This is a genomic window from Desulfuromonas acetexigens (assembly GCF_900111775.1).
GTDB classification, from domain to species: Bacteria; Desulfobacterota; Desulfuromonadia; order Desulfuromonadales; family Trichloromonadaceae; genus Trichloromonas; species Trichloromonas acetexigens.
The window spans coordinates 108,975-125,432 of sequence record NZ_FOJJ01000002.1; the positions used below are offsets into that span (position 1 = coordinate 108,975).

Below are 16,458 nucleotides of genomic sequence, written 5' to 3' on the forward strand. Positions count from 1 at the left end.
TTGCCGGACCCAAGGAAGGGCAATGGCGACATTGCCCTTCCTTTTCTGTTGGATCCTTTATTTTTTTTACTGGAAAGTATTAATTTTGTAGCACACCACAAGGTCATGTGTTAGGATTTCGACGCTTTTTCTGGCGGTTACGCCGGCGTCAACTACCTAAAAAGGAGATCATCGGGAATGAGCAGTGCAAGAATTGAAGTCATCGAAAAGTACTGCAAGGGGTGTTCGATCTGCGTCGAATTTTGCCCGAAACAGGTACTGGAGATGGACGCTTTCGTGGTTACGGTTGCCAGGCCTCAGGACTGCATCGCTTGCATGCAATGCGAACTGCGGTGTCCTGACTTTGCCATCAAGGTACACAAAGATTAATAATTAACGGGAGGACGGTTAACGTGGCTAAAAAAGTTGCTGTTATTCAGGGGAACACTGCGTGCGCCCTGGGGGCTGTGTATGCCGGATGTAATTTTTTCGGCGGCTACCCTATCACTCCGTCTACTGAAGTTGCCGAGGTCATGTCCGAGCAACTTCCCAAGGTTGGCGGTAAATTTATTCAGATGGAAGACGAGATCGGAGCAATCGCGTCCTGCATCGGCGCTTCACTGGCCGGCTCCAAAGCCCTGACTGCGACCTCGGGTCCTGGTGTCTCCCTTAAGCAAGAACTGATCGGCTATGCCTGTATCGCCGAAGTCCCTCTTGTCATCATCAACGTCATGCGCGGTGGTCCGTCGACCGGCATGCCGACCGGCCCCGGCCAGTCCGACGTGCAACAGGCCAAATGGGGTACCCATGGCGATCACGCGACCATCGCGTTGGTTCCCTCCACCATTCCGGAAATCTTCTCCGAAACGGTTCGTGCTTTCAATCTGGCTGAAAAATACCGCATGCCGGTACAGGTACTGTTCGATGAGATCGTTGGCCACATGCGTGAGCCGATCGAGTTCCCCGAGCCGGGCGAACTGGAAGTCATCAACCGTACCGCCCCCTCCGTTCCGCCGGAAAAATACAAGCCTTACGACACCTCCTTTGGAGATGTACCGCCCCTGGCCGCCTTCGGCAGCGACTATCGCTTTCACGTCACTGGCCTGAACAAAGCCCAAGACGGCTTCCCGACCACCAAGGCCGAATACGTTGACGCCGAAGAGCGCCGTCAGGTTCGCAAGGTGGAATCCCCGGAGAATGCTGCCGCCATCGAGAAGAACGAAGAATACAAATGTGACGACGCCGAGGTGTTGATTTTTGCCTACGGCTCTACTGCCCGTAGTGCTCGCTACGCGGTCAACAAGCTGCGTGAAGAAGGCATCAAGGCCGGCCTGTTCCGCCCGATCACCCTCTGGCCCTTCCCCGAGAAGAGAGTCGCAGATCTGGGTAAGCAGGTTAAAGGCATCGTCGTTCCGGAAATGAACCTGGGGCAGATGATTTTGGAAGTTGAGCGTGTCACCAAAGGCAGCTGTGCCCTTGGCGGTGTCCACCGGGTTGACGGCGAGCCGATCAATCCCGACCAGATTATGAGTAAGGTCAAGGAGGTAATGTAATGTCGTACGATTACGAGAAGTGGATCCGTCCCGGGAAACTTCCCCACATCTGGTGCCCCGGATGCGGCCACGGGATTGTCATGAAAGGCCTGATCCGGGCTTTGGACATTTGCGGCCTGGAAAAAAATAATACCGCCATCGTTTCCGGTATCGGTTGCGCCAGCCGTCTCCCCGGTTACATCGATGCCTGCACCCTGCACACCGCTCACGGACGTGCCGCCGCTTTCGCCACTGGCGTTAAGATGGCCAAGCCGGAAATGACCGTGATCTGCTGCGGCGGCGACGGCGACGGTACCGCCATCGGCGGTAACCACTTCATCCATGCCTGCCGGCGCAACATCGATATGACCTATGTGTTGCTGAACAACCATATCTACGGCATGACCGGTGGTCAGTTCTCGCCCTGCACCCCGACCGGCGCCAAAGCCTCCACCACGCCTTACGGCAACCCTGATCCGATTTTCGACATCAGCAAGCTGGCCATCGGCGCCGGTGCTACCTTTGTCGCCCGCACCACCGCTTTCCATGCCACCCAGATTGACAAATTGATCGCCGAAGGCATCAAGCACAAGGGGATGGCTGTGATCGAAGTTGTCGACGATTGCCCCACCACTTACGGTCGTCGTAACAAATTCCGCAGCGTTGTGGATATGATGAAGGTTCTCAAGGACACGGCCGTACCGGTTGCCGCCGCCGCCAAGATGACTGCCGAGCAACTCGAGGGCAAGCTCCTGACCGGTGTTCTTTACAAAGAAGACAAGCCCGAGTACTGCGAACAGTACGCCAAGATTATTGCCAAAGTCAAAGGCGCCTGATTCGGCAAACCGTGAACTAAGGAGAGTGTAAAAATGGCTGAAAGATATGAAATCCGGTTTTCCGGGGCTGGCGGCCAGGGTCTGATCACCGCCGGCATCATCCTTGCCGAGGCGGCCGCCATCGTCGAAAAACGGCATGCCGCGCAATCCCAGAGCTACGGCCCTGAGGCTCGTGGCGGTGCATCCAAGTCTGAGGTTATCATTTCCGATGGCCCAATCGACTACCCGAAAGCGACCATTGTCGACGCCTGTCTGGCCATGACTCAGGAATCCGCTGACAAATACGCCAACGGCATCAAACAAGGTGGTATCCTGCTGATCGACACAGACTTCGTCAAAAACGAACCCCAGGGTGATTTCAAAACCTACAAGATGCAGATCACCCGTACCGCCAAGGAAGAGCTTGGCCGCGAAATCGTTGCCAACGTTGTCGCCCTTGGTGCCATGATTGCTTTGACCGGCGTGGTTTCCCGTGAAGCCGGGGAAACAGCGGTACTGGCCAAGGTTCCTGAAGCCTTTGTTGACCTCAACAAAAAAGCTTATGCCCTTGGTTTCGAAAAAGGCAAAGCGCTGCTGGCTTAATCACTAACCAGTAGACTTTCCTGAAGGAACGAAAAAGCCCGGCGGTGATCCCGCCGGGCTTTTTCGTCTTCAATTTGGATAACGGAAGCGCTCAGCCCATCCGGGTGACGAAATCGACCGCGCGGGCGACGTCATCTTTACAGCCGATGAATACGGGCGCGCGGTCTTCGATGCTTTGCGGTTGCAGATCGAGAATAGAAACGCTCCCGGTGGAGGCTGCGCCCCCCGCCTGCTCAACCAGGTAGGCCATGGGATTGAGTTCGAAAATCAGCCGCAGCTTACCGTTGGCGGCGTTTTTGAGATGGGGATACATAAAAATCCCCTTCCCCTTCATCAAAATCTGGTTAATGTCAGGAACGAAACCACCGCTATAGCGCAGCTTGGCCCCTCGTGCCTCCAGATCCTGGACGAAGGCCTCGGTGCCGGCACTGTAAAGATTGCGTTGCCCGCCCGGCGCGTAAATGCCGCCGGCCTGGGACATAGTCACATTCTCCCGCACCAGGGTATATTCCATCAGGGCATTCATGGCGAATTCATGAACGCCGCGCCCCGTTGAGTAAACCAGGGTATTGCGTGGTCCATAGAGGATGTACATAGCCGCGACCTGATTGCGCCCCGGTTGCAGCAGATTGCCCCCCTCGAAGATAGAGACGATGGTGCCCACGGCAAGATTGACATCGACCAGCGAGGAGCCGTCGAGGGGGTCGAAGGCGACCGAATACTTCCCCTCATAGTCACTGGAAACAGGAATGATGTCAGGGGTTTCTTCCGACAACATATTGGCGACAACCCCTGAATTAGTCAGGCGCTTACGCAGGATGCGGTCGGAGAGGACGTCCAGGGCAAGCTGTTCTTCGCCATAGAGGTTGGATGTTCCCGCAACCCCCAGATCCCCGGTGCGGATCGAATTGACGATGTACTTGGAGGCATCGGCGATCTCGCAGATCAGGCGAGTCAGGTCGCGATTTTCACCCACCTCACGCAAATGCCGGCGCAGATCAATCTGAAATTTGGTCTTACCGGGTTCTACCATCGCTTTCTCCTTCCGCACCTGAAGTTATAAATTAGTTTAGTAATTTTGAAATTTTAAATCAAAACCCCGTGACCGGCAAGGACAAACACCTCAAGGATAGACGCAAAACATTGACTTAGAATTCCATAATGATATTATCGAGGCAAAATTTTTTCTTATTCAGGGAGGAACCAAATGCAAGAAGAGAATGAACCGAAAACCGAGAAAAAATCGAATATCGAAGAAATGTGGAATACAGCGCTGAAAACGACTCAGGATACGGTCAAGAGCCTCGTTCGCCCGGCGACCTGCTATGTGCAGGCGGCCCAAAAGAAAATCGAACTGACCATCCTCTCCCGCAAAATTGCCATGGCGCAAAGTGATCTGGGCAAACGAATCGACCAGGCCCGGGACAACCAGGTGGCCAACGTTTTCGAGGATGCCGAGGTCAAGGCGGCCCTGGAAACTCTCGACCCGCTGAAAAAGACCGCCGCCAAATTGAAGGAGGAAATCGACAATCTCCAGAATCAGGTCTGTCCTGCCCCCCCCGAAGACAACGAACCCAAAGCGTAAGCCGTAAAAAAGGCCCCTGAATCAGGGGCCTTTTTTCATTCAACGCATATGTTTTCGTGGTCGTGGAACGCTGTGCAGGTGTTCGTCCTTATATTCGCGATCCCGTTTGCGCAGTGACTCGCAAATGTCGTTTTCCGCCGCCACAAGCTCGGCGGCGTGCTGATCCATGATTTTGAGGGATTCTTCCAAATGATCGAGCGGCCGATTGGATTGCGGGGTGACCAGAGGATTTTCACTGCGATTCACTTCGGTCATGACTACTCCTTCCTCCTGGGCCTTCGGCCCCTTCAACCCCGTGCCGAAGGGTACCGGCGGCCTTTAAGCGACATCTATCGGAAGTCAGTATAGCACAGGGACGATATCTTGCCCGCCCCCCTTCCCTGTTCATGGCCGGAGTCCATTTTGCAGAACCTGGACCATCTCCTCGTGAATCAAGCCGTTGCTCGCCAAACATTCCTGACCGTAAATATCATAGGGCCGACCGGAAAAATCACTGAGCCGCCCCCCGGCCTCCTCCACCAGAAGCTTGCCGGCGGCCACATCCCAGGGTTTGAGCTTCATCTCCCAGTAGCCATCAAAGCGGCCGGCAGCGGTACAGGCCAGGTCGAGACTGGCGGAACCGGCCCGGCGACAAGCGCGCGCCGCCCGCTGAAAATTAACGAAATGATCGAAATTATTAACCGGGCTGGTCTTGCGATCATAGGGAAACCCGGTCGCCAGAAGGGAGTTGGCTAACTGATCGGCCGCGGAGACCCGCAGGGGGTAATCATTGAGAAAGGCGCCGGCGCCTTTCTCTGCAACGAACATTTCCTGGGAAACGGGATTAAAGACGACACCGAGCCGAATCTCCCCGGCGACCTCCAGGGCGATGGAGACAGCGAACCAGGGGAAGCCGTGGGCATAATTGGTGGTGCCGTCCAAGGGATCGATAATCCAGCGGTAATGGGAATCGGTCGACCCGTAATCGCCTTCTTCGGCGAGGATGTCGTGGCGGGGAAAGGTCCCGCGTAAAACTTCGACAATAGCCACTTCAGCGAGACGGTCCGCTTCCGTCACCAGATCGACCTCCCCCTTGTGACTGACGGCGATGCCTCGCTGGAATTTTTCCAACAGAATTTCTCCCCCTCGACGGGCCGCCGCTACCGCAATCGCTTTCATCGCTCCCTCACCCTCGCTGGTCGACGGATTCCGCCGAAGAATAATCCTGCTCCTCACACCACAGCCGGGTCGCACTGACCACGGCCACTGGAATGCAGGCAAACTGGAGAAAAGGAATCGCCAGCAACGCCAGGACGCCCGCGCCGAAACCAAGCATGGTGGTTTTACGCGCCAGAATGTAACGTCGCTGTTCGGTAAAATTCAGGCGCTTACGGGAAAAAACGAAACCCATGTATTCCACTACCAGAAAGAAGAGGGTCAACAAAACCGCTAGAACCGAATAGAGCAGGCTGCCGAAGACCGGTAGCAGATTGAGCAGCAACAGGGCCAGCATCGCAAAGACGAAGAGGGAGATTTTTTTTACCTCCACCGCCAGGGTGGCCAGGGCATCGCGACCGAAGGTCGCAAGGGAAAAGGGCTCCTCGTCCCGTTGGCCGGATATCAGGTTTTCCGTCCGCTCCGAAAGGAGATCATTGAAGGGCGAGGCGACGAGATTGCCGATGACGGTGAAGGAAAAGAAGACCACCACCGTCGTCACCGCCACCGCGATGATCCAGAGAAAATAATAGAGCGTGGCCCAGTACCAGGCCTCTCCCCGGGGGATCAGCTGAACAACGCTGTCGTTGAAGAAATCCATGCCGAGATAGACCGACCCGGAAAAGACCACCAGGTTGATCAGAAAGGGGATGAGAACATACTTCCACAGGCTGGGATGACGCAGCAGAAAGCGCGCGCTCTGCCAATGGGAAAAAAATCCCCGGGAAAAATTGCCGACCGGACGAACTGCGGCGGAAATGACCATAGGACAGACTCCTTGCAAAAGTGATTCGCGGCTCATCCTAGCACAAGCTGGCCATCAACACCAATCGCCCGGTCGGCGAGCGTGCGCACGAAGAGGGTGCCGCATCCCCCATCCGCCTGGATGCGCCAGGCATTGGCGCGGCGGGCGTTGACCCCCTGCGCCGACAGCCAGGCGTGGAGTTCGTCGACACGGGCGGAATCGGGACTGACAAAAGCGGAATCGGGCACGGGATTGCAGGTCAGCAGATGCAGGGTCAGTTCGGGAAAGCGTTGAAAGAGCGGCAACAGCTCCGTGAATTCCGCCGGAGAATCGTTGATCCCGGCGAGCAGCAGATAATTGATCCCCAGCTTGCGTCGGCGGCGCCGGGAGATCCCGGCCAGGGTCTCCTGCAGAACCGAGAGCACCTCGCCCAACTCCGCCCCTCGGGGAATCAGGCGCCGGTGGGTGGCAGCGCGACCGGCATGGAGGGAGAGCATCAGCCCATTGTGCGGCAGGCGGATCATTTCCCTGAAGAGCGGCGTAGGGCTGCCGGTGGTGGTGAGGGACAGGGGCAGATTAAGACTTCGGCAGACTTCGAGAAACTCCACTACTGCCGAAAAATTATGCAACGGCTCACCGACGCCGGACAGAGTCAGGCGCTTGGGCACGATCCCCAGGGCGCGTGCCCCTTCGATCTGCGCCCAAAGTTCGGCGACGCTGAGATTGCGCAGTAGTCCTCGAGAGCCCGAGGCGCAAAAGGGACAGCCGACGGCGCACCCGGCCTGACTGGAAATACACAGGGTGCCGCTGCCATAATAGACCGCCTCGACGGCGAGACCGTCCGTAAGCGGGACGAGAAATTTGCTGTTGTTCGACATCCGTTCCAGACTCACCTTTCGCAAAAAAAATCCGCCACCCATTATAGTCGGGTGGCGGCAGGCTGTCGACCAAAGGTCGAAGCGGCGAGCTGGAAACTTTTTCAGAAGGCGAAGGAAAGGGTGATTCCACCGACAGTTTCGCTGTCGATCCGATCCTTGGACTCGTCACTGATCGGGGAAGAGAAGAGGAAGGACGGGCTGATGGAAACATTTTCGTTGACGGCATAGTCGAGGCCGACACTCAGTTCATAGTTGTGCCAGTCGCTGTAATCGCCCACGGCGTAATCGCTTTCCTGATTGTAGCCGACCAAGGCACCGAGACTCAGGGAGAGGCCTTCGGCCAGATCGAAGCCGTGGCCGACGGCGGCGGTCACAAACAGTCCGTCCTCTTTGCATTCATCCCAATCGTAGTAAACCTTCAGGGTCGGTTCGAGAATGGTGTTCAGAGACAGGCCGACATAGGCTTCGTTGGTATCGGGGTAGTTATCCCCATTATCGTCATCCGTATTGAGATTGTAATAAATGTTGCCGATGCTGAGCGAAACGGTGTCATTGAGACTGAAGGTGTAATCGAGGGTGATGTCGGTTTCGGTCGCTTCGCCCGACTTGAAGGTTGGCTTGTCATCATTGGCCTGAATGTTGGTCCAGTAGCTGAGGGTAAAGCCCTTGTGGCTCAGGTCCATCCCCCCCTGGATGACGCCGCCACTACCGCTGAGATCGTAGCCTCTCCACAGATACTTATCGAAGAAGCCGACATAGGCGCCGCCTTCCACCTCCACGGCGGCCGAGGACGGGCCGGGACAGGTTACAGCAAAAACCGCGGCCGCGCATAAAAACACCCACATTTTTTTCATGTTCATTCCTCCTGGTTAAGGGTAAGGATTGGACGTCACTGACTTCAGTTGATATTCCGCCCCTGAAAGTAGGGATAAGCCTCCATACCGATCTCGGCCACGTCGCTGCCGACATACTCTTCTTCCTCGGAAACCCGCAGACCGACGGTGTACTTGATCGCCAGCCAGACCAGACTGCTGCAGATCGAGACGAAAGCACCGATGGCGACCACGCCGAGCAGCTGGGTCAGGAAGCTGGTTTCGCTGTTGCTGAAGGGGACCGCCAGGGTTCCCCAGATGCCGCAGACCAAGTGGACGGAAAGGGCGCCGACCACGTCGTCGACTTTGAGCTTGTCGAAAAAGGGGACCGCCAGTACCACCAGCAGACCACCCACGGCGCCGATGAGAATCGCGCCCCCCGGCGAAGGGGCCGCCGGACCGGCGGTGATGCTGACCAGACCTGCGAGGGCGCCGTTCAAGGCCATGGTAACGTCAACCTTTTTGTAGAGGAGCTGCACCAGGATCATCGACGCAATCATCCCGCCGCAGGCCGCGAGGTTGGTGTTGATGTAGACATTGGCCTGTTCGATCGCGCTGCCGGCGCTGCCTAAAGCCAGGGCGCTGCCGCCGTTGAAGCCGAACCAGCCCATCCAGAGGATGAAGGTACCGATGGTCGCCAGGGTCAGGTTGGAGCCGGGAATGGGATTGACCCTCCCGCCCTTGCCGTATTTGCCCTTGCGGGCACCGAGGATGACGGCGCCGGTAAGGGCCGCCCAGCCGCCGACGGAATGGACCAGGGTCGAGCCGGCGTAGTCGGAAAACCCCAGTTCGCTCAGCCAACCGCCGCCCCACACCCAGGATCCCTGGATGGGATAGATGAGGCCGGTGAGAACGACGCAGAAGAGCAGAAACGACCAGAGCTTGATCCGCTCGGCGACACAGCCGGAAACGACCGAGCAAGCGGCGCCGCAGAAGACCATCTGAAAAAACCAGTCGGAACCAGCGGAGTACTTGGCCGCGTAATCTCCAGCCAGTGCCGCCGAATCGTCCGCCGCCCACAGACCGAAACTGCCCATGATGCCGCCGTCGACGCCGGTGTACATGAGGTTGTAGCCGACTAGGTAGTAGAGGATGCCGGCGATGCCGAAAAGGGAGATGTTCTTGAGACAGATGGTGGCCACATTCTTCGTCCGAACCAGGCCCGCTTCGAGCATGGCGAAACCGGCGGCCATCCACATGACCAGCACGCCGCTGATCAAGAAGGAAAAGGTGTTGAGGATATAGGCCACCTCCGTCAGGGGCGCCTCCTCGGCCAGGACCGGCCAGGGCAAGGCCAGGAGCAGCCCGAACCCGATGTACTTGAAGAACCTTTTCATGTCGCTTCCTCCTGCTTGGTCAAGGTAATGAGAGACGGAAAGCGTCCGCCTGCCTGTTCGTTCTCGCACCGGGAGGAGGCCTGCCTCCCACCTTCCCGGCATATCGCCGAAGCCGCCGTGCTTTGACATGCTCTTTAGCATCAGCAATGCCAAAAATAAAAAGCATTTATTTTCACATAGTTGCATAAACATGAGGATATTTTCCGCCTAAAATACGGGCAGCATAAAGGGGCTCTGCCATTTAACCGGGCAGAGGAGAAGCGTGAAACAAAGGGTTCCTGATACCGGGAGAGGTGCAGGCTGTAGTTGGAAATTTTTCTTGTCAGAAGCCCGAGGCTGTGGCTATACTCAAATCAACCTGAAAGACTCTCTACCCTGCATGTGTGGTCAGAACGCCCGAGCGGAATAATTTTTTTACGGGATCGATTCAGGGGCGTTGTGAGCCAGCCCACCTCGAGTGGGACGCCTGATATGCCTACAAGAGATTCCACCTTTTTGGGACTCGCTGGAGGCCCAATGACCCACGGCAGGCGTGGAGAGTTTTCGGAAAAAGCGCTCACCACCAAGGGGGGCGCTTTTTGTTTTCCCACAAAAAAAGTCGAGGCGCAGTTCGCCTCGACTTGCTGATTTTTATAGGTCCGCTTCAGTGCAAAAAGAAAAGCCCTCCCCCGCCCTTTCTCCAGCGACCCCTCAGGAAAGATCTGTTCCGATGGAAACTGAAAACACCAACGCCCCTTTACGTATCCAACTGCCCGACAAGGAAATCATCCTGATCGGCACCGCCCATATCTCCCAGGCTTCCGTCGACCAGGTCCGGCAAGTCATTGAAACGGAACACCCCGACGCCGTCTGCGTGGAACTCGACGCCCAGCGCCTGCAATCCCTGCGCAACCGCAACCAGTGGGAATCGCTCAATGTCATCCAAGTCATCAAAAAAGGCCAGGCGCCCTTTCTGATGGCGAACCTGGCCCTGGCTTCCTACCAGAAGCGCATGGGACTGCAAACGGGAGTCAAGCCGGGGGCCGAACTGGCCGCCGCCGCCGACCTCGCCGAAGAGAAGCAGATTCCGGTGGCGCTGGTGGATCGCGACATCCGCACCACCTTGCTTCGCGCCTGGCGCAAGACCGGACTGTGGAAGAAGATGAACCTGCTCGCCACGTTGCTGGCCGGCATCTTTGAAAAAACCGAGATCGACGAAAAAGAGCTGGAGCGCCTGCGCCAAAGCGACACCCTCTCGTCCATGCTGGAAGAGATGGGCACCATTCTCCCCTCGGTCAAAACCATTCTGGTGGATGAGCGCGATACCTATATGGCCCACCACATCCGCAACACTCCCGGCAAGAAAGTCGTCGCCGTGGTCGGCGCCGCCCATCTGCCCGGCATCAGCCGACAGTTGACGGAGAACATTTCCGACGGGACCATTGCCGAGATCTCGACTATCCCCGAAAAACCCGCCGCCTCGAAAATCGTCCCCTGGCTTATCCCCGCCCTGGTCGTTCTGCTCTTTGTCGGCGGCTTCCTCTTTGGCGATCCCGAAAAAATCGCCGATGCCGCCCTCGCCTGGATTCTCGCAACTGGACTGCTCTCGGCGCTCGGTTCGCTCCTCGCCTTCGGCCATCCCCTGACCATTCTCGCGTCGTTTCTCGGCGCCCCCATCACCACCCTGCATCCCGCCATCGGCGTCGGTTTCATCACCGGCATCGTCCAAGCCTTCGTCGCCGCGCCGACGGTGCGCGACCTGGAGAGGGTGCCCGACGACATGACCTCGGTGCGCGGCTGGTGGGGCAACCGCATGACCCGGGTGCTACTGGTATTCTTCTTTTCCTCCTTCGGTGCCTCAGCAGGAACGCTGATCGCCTTCGGTTGGCTGAAGGATCTGTTCTGAGGATCAGTTCCGATACCGCCAGAGATCCAACGCCGTCTGCATATCCTGATCCCGCTGATAGTAATCCGGGCGAAACTGCATAACGCCGGCGTCATCGACCCAGGCGGTCCAGTAGAGAATTCGGATGGGGAGAGGCTCTCTGAGAGAGACCTGCCGGGGTATCCTCTGGTTCATCGCCGTCTCCAACTCTTCTTCTGTCCAGCCCTGGGGTTCGAGCAGATAATGGGCCAGTTCAAAAGGACGCTCAACCCGGATACAGCCGGAACTGAACAACCGGACTCGGCGCTTGAAGAGATGGCGGGCCGAGGTGTCGTGCAGATAGATGGCCAAGCGGTTGGGAAACATGAACTTGACCCGCCCCAGAGGATTCCAGGGGCCGGGTTTCTGGCGCAGCGCGCCCGGAAAGTTGTTCGCCGTCACCGTACTCCAGTCGATGCCGGCAGGATCGATGGTCGCTGCGGAATTGTTCCAGGAGACGATTTCAAAGTTTTTTTGTGCGAGATACCCCGGGTTACTGCGGATCAGCGGCAGCTTGTCCTCACGCAGGATAGTCGGCGGGACATGCCAGTAGGGTGCAAGCTCCAGATAGGTCATCGTTCCAAAAAAGACCGGAGTTTTGCGATACCCGGTGCCGACGATCACCGCCATGTCCATGACCGTCTTCCCTTCATCCACTACCTTCATGGTAAAGTCGGCGATATTCACTTCGAGATAACGGGATGGCGCCGGCTTCGGCAGCCAACGCCAGCGCTCCAGATTCCATTCGATCTGCCGCACCCGCTCCTCCACCGACACGTTCAGTTCCGCCAACGTCGCTGGCCCAACCACCCCGTCGACCTCCAACCCGAGCAGCGCCTGAAAATCTCTCACCGCTTGCAACAACTCCCCAGCCAACAGATCGTCCGGCTCGTTTTCCGGCCAGACCCGAGCCGAGGTCGCCTGCAGACGCTCTTTAATCTGCCGCACCCGGTCATGGCGCATGCCGGGGCGCAGGGTTTCCCCCGGCTCGACCTTCGGCCAGCCCCCCGCCGTCGCCAAGCCCCGGTAAATCTCAAGCTGCTCCATCAGCCGGATGTATCCTGGATCCTTCGGCACCAAAGCCGCCAGCGTCTCGGCGAAGCGATTTCCCCGCAAGCTTTCCTCCAGCAGAAGCGCCGGATCCGTTTCATTGTCGCCGAGCTCCGGCGCTTCGCGCAGATGAGCAAAGGCCATACGTCCCACCAGATGGTCCCGCGCGTAGACGAGAAAGGCATCCGTCAACAAAAGTTCGAGACGGGCCATCATGCAGGGTTCACAGAGCATGCCGTGACGGGGCATTGCCTCGGCCAGGGCCAGCAGTTCGGCAATTTCCTCGGTGTGGTAATCCTCCGGACACAAGCCTTCCGCCGAACTCTCGCGCAAGGCATCGAGCAATATCCGGGCTTGGGGCAAAGGCCCATGATTGCCGACCCAAAGTGGCACACCTTGACGTCGGGCATAGAAATCGGGAATGGAGGGTTCTAGGCGGACTTCGCCGGAGGCAAGGATCAGCCTTTCGGTGGCACGGACCGGCTCAAGAAGCGTGACCAGCTCACCTTGAACCTGTTCGGCAAGGGAGAAGGCGTGGGAAGGGATGGGAGAAAAACCGAAAAGAACAACGAAGAAAAACAGGAGGACAACAACCAAGCGCATTAAATTCCCCTCGACATAGGTTCAGATTTACAGAAAACAGACAAAAAGGGACAAGGATCATCAGAAAACAGGTATTTTATTCATGATACTCGCCGATCCATTCCGCCGCCAGCCCATTTCTGAAAATATGCCCGGAATTTTTACACAAAAAAAGAGAGGAGCCAAAAACTCCTCTCGGGGGGATGAATAGGAAAGATCCCGGGGCAAAACGCGAAAACGTTTACAAACCTGCCGGGCAAGGGGTTCCGGGCAAATTCCGGGAGAGACCGCTGTCTCTCCCGGAATCGTTCTCGTTACCGGCAAGCCTTGTTCTTGGCGCAGCCGGGGTCGGCGCAGTCGGTGAGACCGTCGCCGTCGTTATCGAAGCCGTCTCTGCAGGTCGCTGCCTGACCTTCCGTTCCGCAGCCATCGATGCCGAGGCAATCGGAGTCGGCGCAGTCGACCTTGCCGTCCTGATCATTATCGATGCCGTCGGTACAGACCTCGCTCACCGGCGCCGGGCAGATGGGATCGGCAGAGCAATCGGAGTCGGCGCAGTCGATCAGACCGTCCTTATCGTTATCGAGACCATCGTCGCAAATCTCCACGGGGCTCGGCACCACGGTCTCGGCCGGAACCGGATAGAAGCGCAACACGAACTGACCGGGGGTGGGCCACTTGGTATTGTCGCCGGTCGTGATGTAATAGGTCAGACCCAGGTTGGCCAAATCGTCGATAAGCCCAGTGGCGTAGCGCGAGTTGGCTTGCCAGGCGGCGATGGTTTCGGCGGAAACCGGTTTTTTCACACCGTCAGAAGGATAGGGGACACCGTTTGCGTCAACCCCGGCCTGACTGCGATAGGTGACCCATTGCCCCTCACAGTAACCGGCTTCCAGAATCGGATCGGTGACGACGAAGTTGCCTTCACAATTGGCCATTAGGGCATTATCGGTATCCGGATTGTCATCGTCGTCGTAGAAATAGCCGAAGGGAACGCCCTCGCTCGGATTCCAGTCGCCGAACAAATTGGAATAATTGGTTGAAAGAGCACCGGTATAAATCTCGTCTTCAAGGGCGTAAAGCAGATAGCTGAAGCGGGTCGTCGGATCGAAATAACCGGTTTCCGGATGATACTTGTCGGCCGGTCCGGCCAGACCCTGGGAGAAATAGGCCGAAAGCGTCTCGGATTTCTGCGTCGCGGAAGAGGTCAAGCGGGTGAAATAGGCGCCGCGATTCGTGGAGAACCCAAGACCGTCACCGGCTTTGGACTTGACGAACTGCCCGTTGACGATGAAGCCGAGTTCGGCGCGGAATCCTTTCCACTTGCCGTCGGTGGCATTGGTCAATTTCTGCATGGACTTGTAGCTGCTGGTGCTTCCTGTAATCGCGGAGAAATAAACGTCAAGAACTTCGCCATTGTAACCTTTAAGTTTCCAACGCTTACTTGACTGCAAGGGATCGGAACACATCTTGTCGGAGAAATCGTAGGGATTGTAGCCGGTGGTCATGATGCACTTCTCGCCGGTGACGTCATCCTGATTGACGACCTTCATCCCCGGCGCCTTGACGTCCGACTCCTCCCAGGTAATCGCGCCGTTGCTGGCAGTCTTCTGGGTGTTGGTGTAGATCGTGCTGGCATAGGTAACCCCTTCGACATGCGGTGGGGGCGCGATGGTGACATTGCTCAGATCCCAGCCGGTAATGACGCCAGCCTGGGCCGTGGCAGCGGTGAACAATGAGAGTCCCAAAAGAGCGACCAATTTCTTCGTATAACTTCTCTTCATTTTTTCCTCCTCGTTTTCTCTTCGTTTATGGATTTTTCTTCGTCATTTCTAACGAAGCCACCCTCCCCCTCGCCTACCTCCTTTCCGGCTTCTGTAATATGGTCTTAAAAAAGGTCAGGCCGAAGCATCAACCCGACGTCGATTTCAGTGACTAATGGGTGCAAGGACAATGCCCAACTCTCGAAAAAGACGACAACCCCTTTAATTCAATGGATATTTTTCAAGAGCAGACATGTTTTGAGCATATCAAAACAGCGCAACCAAAGTTGCGGACTAAGCGGTCAATCATTCTTTCATCAGCAGGAAATGGGCCGGAAAAGCCAATGCAACCACAGCTGACAAAGGCAACTATGGTTGCATTGTTTATTTCAAGCAGGGCCGCATAGTGAATCAGCTTGCGGAGCAAGGTGCCTGGAATTATTAGGATCGGCTTAATAACACGCCTTCATCCGCAGTTCAAGAAAAAACGGGAGGAGCTTGATGCCCCTCCCGTAATCACAACGCGATATTTTCTGCTAACTGTTACCTAGCGGCACACCCTGTTCTTGGCGCAGCCAGGGTCGGCACAGTCGGTCAGCCCGTCGCCGTCGTTGTCGAACCCGTCGGAACAGGTCGCGGTCGTGTTTTCCGCAACACAGAGGCCGACCCCCAGACAGTCGCTGTCGGCGCAGTCGATCTGGCCGTCGCCGTCGTTGTCCAGGCCGTCATCGCAGATCGCTTCCGTCGTATCGAGACATAGCGGACTACTGTCGCAGTCGCCGTCGGCGCAATCGGCCTGGCCGTCACCGTCGTTATCCAGCCCGTCACCACAGATCTCGGCGACCAACTCCCGGTCGTACATCGGATCGATCCGGCCGTTGAGGTCGCGGTCGGGATAGCCCAGGTCGGCGAAGCTCAGGTACTTGCTGCCGGCGTTGGCCCCGGCGTATTCGTCGGCGGTGTAATGACAGGCGTAGCAGGCATCCCCGGTAAAGGCGGTATTGCTCTTGATGGCGTGGCTCAGGGTGATGAAGGAGGTCACTTCACCGAAGAAGGGCGAGAGTTGATCCATGTTCGGCGGTACCCACATGCCGAAGAAGTTCCCCGACCACATCCCCTGCCCGGCCGTTTCCAGCGGCGTGCCGACCGGGGCATAGCCCAGGTCGAGAGCCATCTTGCCGAGGCCGACGTTGATCGCCTTGGCGATGCCGGGATAGGTGGCGGCGCTCTGCGGGCCCGGTACCGGCGAGCCGAGCACGGTGCCGGCTTCGCTCAGGAAGATCTTGCGGTCGATCTGCAACATCATCGGGAAGTTGTTGAGCATCGCCGCCATATCCGGACGCGCCGCCCAGTAGCCGGCGGGGGTGGGATATTGCGGGTCGATGAAGCCGAACTCGATGAACTTCGGCCAGTTCTGCTCGTAAAAGTACTTCATCGAAGCCGGCCAGGTGCCGTTCATCAGGTCGAAGCTGCCGTCCCGGGGCGGACCCGGCGAGGGTGTAATTTAGTTTGTGTAAATGGCCATTCCGGGGTACACCAGCCCCCCACCCTCTGAGGAGCCCAAATGGCCATCGAAAAAGAACTTCTTGACCGCCTGTTTGCCGATTTCAAGTACACCAA

16 protein-coding genes and 1 other RNA gene are annotated in these 16,458 nt (G+C 57.2%); 7 read left to right on the forward strand and 10 right to left on the reverse strand.

Features of this window, described 5'->3' with window-relative positions; genetic code table 11:
* Positions 1–177: 177 nt before the first annotated feature.
* The 4 genes from BQ4888_RS03305 to BQ4888_RS03320 are packed head-to-tail and all read left to right on the forward strand — an operon-like array spanning position 178 to position 2,929.
* Positions 178–369, forward strand: coding sequence for a 4Fe-4S dicluster domain-containing protein (locus BQ4888_RS03305; protein ID WP_092053665.1), 192 nt, complete (start codon positions 178–180; stop codon positions 367–369).
* Between the two features lie 23 nt (positions 370–392).
* A complete protein-coding gene (locus tag BQ4888_RS03310) occupies positions 393–1,532 on the forward strand; it encodes a 2-oxoacid:acceptor oxidoreductase subunit alpha (protein WP_092053668.1) in 1,140 nt (379 codons plus the stop codon).
* Positions 1,532–2,347 carry a 2-oxoacid:ferredoxin oxidoreductase subunit beta gene (locus tag BQ4888_RS03315; RefSeq protein WP_092053669.1) on the forward strand — a complete coding sequence of 272 codons (816 nt, stop codon included), beginning with the start codon at positions 1,532–1,534 and terminating at the stop codon, positions 2,345–2,347. The genes BQ4888_RS03310 and BQ4888_RS03315 overlap by 1 nt, the downstream gene beginning before the upstream one ends.
* A 33-nt stretch (positions 2,348–2,380) precedes the next feature.
* Positions 2,381–2,929 carry a 2-oxoacid:acceptor oxidoreductase family protein gene (locus BQ4888_RS03320; RefSeq protein ID WP_092053672.1) on the forward strand — a complete coding sequence of 183 codons (549 nt, stop codon included), beginning with the start codon at positions 2,381–2,383 and terminating at the stop codon, positions 2,927–2,929.
* Positions 2,930–3,020: 91 nt separating this feature from the next.
* On the opposite strand, the gene BQ4888_RS03325 is transcribed toward BQ4888_RS03320, so the two are convergent.
* Positions 3,021–3,962, reverse strand: coding sequence for a class 1 fructose-bisphosphatase (locus BQ4888_RS03325; protein WP_092053673.1), 942 nt, complete (start codon positions 3,960–3,962; stop codon positions 3,021–3,023).
* Between the two features lie 174 nt (positions 3,963–4,136).
* On the opposite strand from BQ4888_RS03325, the gene BQ4888_RS03330 reads away from it, so the two are divergent.
* Positions 4,137–4,514, forward strand: a complete 378-nt coding sequence (locus tag BQ4888_RS03330; protein ID WP_092053676.1) for a hypothetical protein — start codon at positions 4,137–4,139, stop codon at positions 4,512–4,514.
* Between the two features lie 39 nt (positions 4,515–4,553).
* Here the strand turns inward: BQ4888_RS03330 and BQ4888_RS03335 are convergent, their stop codons facing one another.
* The 6 genes from BQ4888_RS03335 to BQ4888_RS03360 all read right to left on the reverse strand — a co-directional run bounded on the left by BQ4888_RS03335 (position 4,554) and on the right by BQ4888_RS03360 (position 9,540).
* Entirely contained in the window at positions 4,554–4,769 is a 216-nt protein-coding gene (locus BQ4888_RS03335) for a hypothetical protein (RefSeq protein ID WP_092053678.1), read from the reverse strand.
* 129 nt (positions 4,770–4,898) lie between these two features.
* A complete protein-coding gene (locus BQ4888_RS03340) occupies positions 4,899–5,672 on the reverse strand; it encodes an inositol monophosphatase family protein (protein WP_092053680.1) in 774 nt (257 codons plus the stop codon).
* Positions 5,673–5,679: 7 nt separating this feature from the next.
* Positions 5,680–6,474, reverse strand: coding sequence for a sulfate transporter CysZ (cysZ, locus tag BQ4888_RS03345; protein WP_240746388.1), 795 nt, complete (start codon positions 6,472–6,474; stop codon positions 5,680–5,682).
* Between the two features lie 32 nt (positions 6,475–6,506).
* Positions 6,507–7,346, reverse strand: a complete 840-nt coding sequence (locus BQ4888_RS03350) for a radical SAM protein (RefSeq protein WP_240746393.1) — start codon at positions 7,344–7,346, stop codon at positions 6,507–6,509.
* An 86-nt stretch (positions 7,347–7,432) separates the two neighbouring features.
* A complete protein-coding gene (locus BQ4888_RS03355; protein ID WP_240746390.1) occupies positions 7,433–8,185 on the reverse strand; it encodes a TorF family putative porin in 753 nt (250 codons plus the stop codon).
* 44 nt (positions 8,186–8,229) lie between these two features.
* Positions 8,230–9,540 carry an ammonium transporter gene (locus tag BQ4888_RS03360; protein WP_092053689.1) on the reverse strand — a complete coding sequence of 437 codons (1,311 nt, stop codon included), beginning with the start codon at positions 9,538–9,540 and terminating at the stop codon, positions 8,230–8,232.
* A gap of 364 nt (positions 9,541–9,904) precedes the next feature.
* Between BQ4888_RS03360 and ssrS the strand changes: the two genes are divergently transcribed.
* Positions 9,905–10,083: non-coding RNA, 6S RNA (gene ssrS, locus BQ4888_RS03365), on the forward strand.
* 166 nt (positions 10,084–10,249) lie between these two features.
* On the forward strand, positions 10,250–11,425 hold the full coding sequence (locus BQ4888_RS03370; RefSeq protein WP_092053691.1) for a TraB/GumN family protein: 1,176 nt from the start codon (positions 10,250–10,252) through the stop codon (positions 11,423–11,425).
* Between the two features lie 3 nt (positions 11,426–11,428).
* On the opposite strand, the gene BQ4888_RS03375 is transcribed toward BQ4888_RS03370, so the two are convergent.
* The 3 genes from BQ4888_RS03375 to BQ4888_RS03385 form a co-directional block, all read right to left on the reverse strand.
* Positions 11,429–13,096, reverse strand: coding sequence for a L,D-transpeptidase family protein (locus BQ4888_RS03375; RefSeq protein ID WP_092053694.1), 1,668 nt, complete (start codon positions 13,094–13,096; stop codon positions 11,429–11,431).
* A gap of 293 nt (positions 13,097–13,389) precedes the next feature.
* The gene (locus BQ4888_RS03380) at positions 13,390–14,859 is read right to left on the reverse strand and encodes a choice-of-anchor F family protein (protein WP_140396584.1); all 1,470 of its coding nucleotides are present in this window, start codon (positions 14,857–14,859) and stop codon (positions 13,390–13,392) included.
* A gap of 526 nt (positions 14,860–15,385) precedes the next feature.
* Positions 15,386–16,297: a hypothetical protein gene (locus BQ4888_RS03385; RefSeq protein WP_092053696.1), complete on the reverse strand. Its 912-nt coding sequence runs from the start codon at positions 16,295–16,297 to the stop codon at positions 15,386–15,388.
* Between the last annotated feature and the right edge of the window lie 161 nt (positions 16,298–16,458).